At 69.8% G+C, this 4,774-nt stretch carries 4 protein-coding genes; 2 read left to right on the top strand and 2 right to left on the bottom strand.

What is annotated here, in order from left to right; all coding sequences use genetic code 11:
• Positions 1-935: FUSC family protein (locus ACN675_RS27685; protein WP_420753865.1), on the top strand; the 935-nt coding region annotated here is incomplete at its 5' end.
• A gap of 56 nt (positions 936-991) precedes the next feature.
• Here ACN675_RS27685 and ACN675_RS27690 read toward each other — a convergent pair.
• Positions 992-3,115: an MMPL family transporter gene (locus tag ACN675_RS27690; RefSeq protein WP_420753866.1), complete on the bottom strand. Its 2,124-nt coding sequence runs from the start codon at positions 3,113-3,115 to the stop codon at positions 992-994.
• A 292-nt stretch (positions 3,116-3,407) separates the two neighbouring features.
• Here ACN675_RS27690 and ACN675_RS27695 point away from each other — a divergent pair, with 292 nt between their 5' ends.
• On the top strand, positions 3,408-4,328 hold the full coding sequence (locus tag ACN675_RS27695) for a D-isomer specific 2-hydroxyacid dehydrogenase family protein (RefSeq protein WP_420753867.1): 921 nt from the start codon (positions 3,408-3,410) through the stop codon (positions 4,326-4,328).
• A 13-nt stretch (positions 4,329-4,341) separates the two neighbouring features.
• On the opposite strand, the gene ACN675_RS27700 is transcribed toward ACN675_RS27695, so the two are convergent.
• A partial coding sequence (locus tag ACN675_RS27700; protein WP_420753868.1) for an HNH endonuclease signature motif containing protein occupies positions 4,342-4,774 on the bottom strand: 433 nt, incomplete at its 5' end.

Consider the following 4,774-nt stretch of genomic DNA (forward strand, 5'->3'; position numbering starts at 1 on the left):
CGGCGGCCCACCGTCGCGCTGCAGTGCACGACCTGCACGCGGCGTGGCAGTGCCTGCACGACGCCGGGCTCGTCGGATCGGAGGATCCGCTGGTCCGGGCGCTGCAGAGCGCGCACGCACGGTGTGCGACCGTGCTGCACGGCGTCGATCACCACGAAGCCGACCCCGAGGACGACCTCCGTCCGCAGGTTCCGTTGCGCCGGCCGTCGGTCCGCTACCGGCTCGCGCGTGCAGCGCATCCGGGCGGCCGATCCGTGACGGTGGTGCTGCGGCTGCTCGTCGCAGGACCCGTAGCCGGGGGAATCGCGGTCGCGGCGGGACTGGGACGGCCGGACTGGGCGGTCATCACAGCGGCGATGATCCTGCACCAGGGGCCGGACCGGATCCTCGGCAGCTACCGCGCGGCGCACCGATTCGTCGGTACCGCGCTCGGGCTGGCGCTGCTCGCAGGACTGTCGCTGCTCGACGTGCGCGGGGCCGCGCTCGTCCTGGTCTGCGCCGCGATGATGGCCGGCATCGAGGCATATCTGGTGCGCAACTACGGGCTCGCGATGGTGTTCATCACCCCGCTCGCGTTGATCCTCGGAGCACTCGGCACACCGGCGGATCTGGTCGTGGTCTCACGGGAACGTCTCGTCGAGACCGTCATCGGTGTGGTCGTCGCAATCGTCGTGATGTGGGGTGTGCTGCCGCGGGCGCACCGCCGGATCCTCGCCGACGCGGACGACCAGGTCGCCGGAACGATCGACCGGATCGTCGCTGCCGACGGCGCCCGCGAGCTTGCCGAACTGCGCCGCGACCTCGAATTCGACCTGCACGCCTCGACCGCCGCGGCGATCACTGCCGCCCACACCGAACCTGCCTGGACCGCGCGGAGATGGGCGGAACACCGTCGCCTGCACGAGCGCGGCTACCGGATCCTGGCCGGCCGCTGATCACCGGGTCGGTGACAGATGCCGACCTTCGGTCAGCGCCAGATGCCGACCTTCGGTCAGTGCCCGATGCCGACCTTCTCGTGCACCCGCTTCATCCACGCCGGTGCCCACCAGTTGGCCTCGCCCATCAGCTTCACCAGTGACGGCACCAGCAGCATCCGCACCACCGTCGCGTCGATGATCAGCGCGAGGATCATGCCGACACCGAGGAACCGCATGATCGACAGCCCGGAGATGGTGAACGCGCCGGTGACCACGATCAGCAGCAGTGCCGCCGCCGTCACCACGCGGCCGGTGCGTTCGGTCCCGAACTTCACCGCCTCCTCGGTGGTCGCCCCGGCGGCGCGGGCCTCGACCATCCGGGACATGAGGAACACCTCGTAGTCGGTGGACAGGCCGAACACGACCGCCAGGATCAACACCACGAACGACGGTTCGAGCGGACTCGCGGTCACCCCGAGCAGTTCCGCACCGTGCCCGAGCTGGAACACCCAGGTCAGCACACCGAACGTGGCGGCCAGGCTCAACGCTGCCATCGCGACGGCCTTCAGCGGCAGCACCACCGACCCGAACGCCAGGAACAGCAGCACCAGTGTCGAGACCACCATGATCGCGAGCATCACCGGCAGCCACCGGGAGATGGCGGCGTTGCCGTCGTCGACCATCGCGCGACCACCACCGACGAGTAGTTCGGTGCCGGCCGGCGCATCGACCGCCCGCAACTCGTGGACGATCTCTCCGGCCCGGGCGGTGCCGTCGACACCCTGCGCATACAGGGCCTGCACCACCGTCACGTCACCGCTCGACGCGACCGTCAACGCTTGGGCGATGCCGTCGACCCGTGCCGCCGCGCGGGACACCTCACCGACCGCCGCTGTGGACGGCGGGGCACCGTCGGTCCCGCGCACCAGGAGCGTGGCGCCGTTACCGGTGGACGGGAAGTCGTCGAGCAACGCCTGGGTCGCCACGCGCGCCGGGGCGTTCTCCGGAAGAGCCGTGTACTCGACCTCCCCGAACGAGGCGCGCAGCACGGGGAACGCGAGCACGAGCAGACCCGCGACGATCACGACGGCGATGACCGCGGGTCTCCGCATCACCCCGACGACCACCGAACCCCAGAATCGCCGGGCCCGCGCCTCACCGCGGTGAGCGGCATTCTTGCTCCACGTCAGCGAGTTGATGCGCGGACCGAGGATGGCGAGCAGCGCGGGGATCGCGGTCAGCGCGAGCACAGCCGCACTCAGGACCGCTGCGATCGCACCGAGACCGAGGGACCGCAGCACCGCCTGCGGGAACACGAGCATCCCGGCGAACGCGCAGATCAGCAGCAGCCCGGAGAACATGACCGTGCGGCCCGCGGTGAGAACGGTGCGGCGGGTGGCTGCCGCCGTGTCGGCGCCGCCCTCGAGTTCCTCGCGGAATCGGCTGACGATGAACAGTCCGTAGTCGATGGCCAGGCCGAGACCGATCAGAGAGGTGACGTTCAGGGCGAACGAGCTCACATCGGTGACCATCGTGAGCAGGCGCAGCGTCGCGAGCGCGCTGAGCACGGCGAGGACACCGACGAACACCGGAACGGCGGCGGCGGTGAGGCCGCCGAAGATGATCACCAGCAGGACGAGGGTGATCGGGATCGCGATCGCTTCGGCGCGCAGCAGGTCGTGCTCGAGCGTCGACGTGAAGGCCACAGCGACGACCGAGTTCCCCGCGAACTGCGACTCGACGCCGGGAACCTCGAGTTTCGGCAGCAGCGAATCGAACGTGGCGACGGTGACACCCGAGTCGGGGGACAGGGTGATCGACGCGGCGACGCTGCGCCCGTCCTTCGACAGCAGCAGCTGGTTCGCCGGGGGCGCCGTCGACCAGTAGGTGTTGATCGCGTGCGTCGGCACCTCCGCGGCGAACCGGTCCAGCACCGCAGAGACGTCCGCTTCGATGTCCTCGACGGTCCGGCCCTCGGGGGCCGTGTACATCGCGATGATGTCGGCGGTCTGCGGACCGAAGTTCTCCTCGACGATCTCCGCGACCTTGTAGGACTCGCTGTTCGGGTCGTAGAACCCGGCCGACGACAGATTCCCGAACACGCCGGTGCCCCACGCTCCGGCCACCGCCACGATCAGGACGGCGAGTCCGAGGACCCACCATCGCCGGGCGACCACAGTCGTGGCCCAGCGGTTCATGCGCGCTCCATTCGGTCGAGGTGCCGACACCCCGGCCGGGCGTCGTGCCCCCGAGACTGTAGTAGGCCGCACGGAATCGCCGTCGTGGCGGTGGAACGCGGTCGAAACGACCGTGAAGTAGGGGACCGGCACGCCCGATCGCCTCTCGGCGAAAGGCGCAACGCGGCTCCAGCCGAACGGTATTCCACGAGGGCAAATTGTTTTGAGCCCGGGGGATACGTGACGTGCCGATCCGAACGGGGTCAACGCATCGGCCCGCGCAGGTATTCCCGGCGGTCGATAGGGTGCGCGTATGCGCGTTCATCTCGGACCGGACCACGACGAGCACCTCGCCGCCGCCATCGTCGAGGGCGGCGGCACACTCGTCCCGCTGCACGAGGCCGATGCGCTGGTGTGGCACGGCGACGTCGACGGCTTCCCCGAGCTCCCCGCCGGTGTGCGCTGGGTGCAGCTCGCGTTCGCCGGTATCGAGCCGTTCTTCCGGGCCGGGATCATCGACCCCGACCGGATATGGACCAACGCGTCCGGGGTGTACGCCGACAACGTCGCCGAATATGCCGTCGGGGCGCTGCTCGTCGGACTGCGGCAGTTCCACGGTTCGATTGCGGCCGCCGCCCGGCCGGCACAACGGTGGCAGAAGTCGGTGCTGGACCCGCAGGTGCGGATGCTCCACGGTTCGACCGTCGCGATCGTCGGATGCGGCGGTATCGGTCGCGCGATGATCCCGCGACTGCGTGCGCTCGGCGTCGACGTGGTCGCCGTGAACTATTCCGGTCGCCCCGTGGAGGGAGCATCGGTGACGTTGCCGGCGAGCCGCACCGCCGAGGTGTGGACGATGGCCGATCACTTCGTGATCGCGGCACCGGCGACCGCGGCCACCGACCGGCTCGTGAACGCCGAGGCGCTCGACGCGATGCCCGACACCGCCTGGCTCGTCAATGTCGCGCGCGGCAACCTCGTCGACTCCGACGCGCTCGTCGATGCGCTGCGCGGCGGGAAGATCGCCGGTGCCGTCCTCGACGTCACCGACCCCGAACCACTGCCCGACGACCATCCACTGTGGACGTTCGACAACCTCGTGATCACCCCACACATCGCGAACACCCGCACCGGGCTGAACGCGACGCTGGCGCCGACGGTCCGTGAGAACGTCGCCCGGTTCATCGCGGGGGAGCAGTTGATCGCACTCGTCGATCCCGCGGCGGGCTACTGACGCTCCGGTTAGGTTACGGACCGTCACCGTCACCTGTATCTCCGGCTGGCTCCCGCATCCACCGCTGTCGGTGTTCGCGCAGGTCGGTTTCGCGGCGGGCACGGTAGTGCGCCAACGCCGCCGACAGCAGATCACCGAGATGATGGCGGTGGTTGACCCGCGGCCGCTGCTCGGGGTCGATGTGCGGCGGCGGGATCCATTCGGTGCGACCCGGATGCTCCGAACCTGCCGGTGCGACGCGGGTTTCCCAGCCACCGGGACCGTCGTGCACCAGCGCGTGGCAGGCGTCGCACGCCAGGTCCTCGTTGCCGATGTCGGTGGGTCCGCCGTCTCGCCATTCGGTGATGTGATGCACCGCGGTGAGAGTGGCCGGCGTATCGCACCCCGGCCGGGTGCAACCACCCGAGGCTGCGATCAGGGCCAGCCGCTGATCCGCGGAGGCGAGT

The sequence above is a fragment of the Rhodococcus sp. O3 genome (genome assembly GCF_048897285.1).
GTDB lineage: Bacteria > Actinomycetota > Actinomycetes > Mycobacteriales > Mycobacteriaceae > Rhodococcus.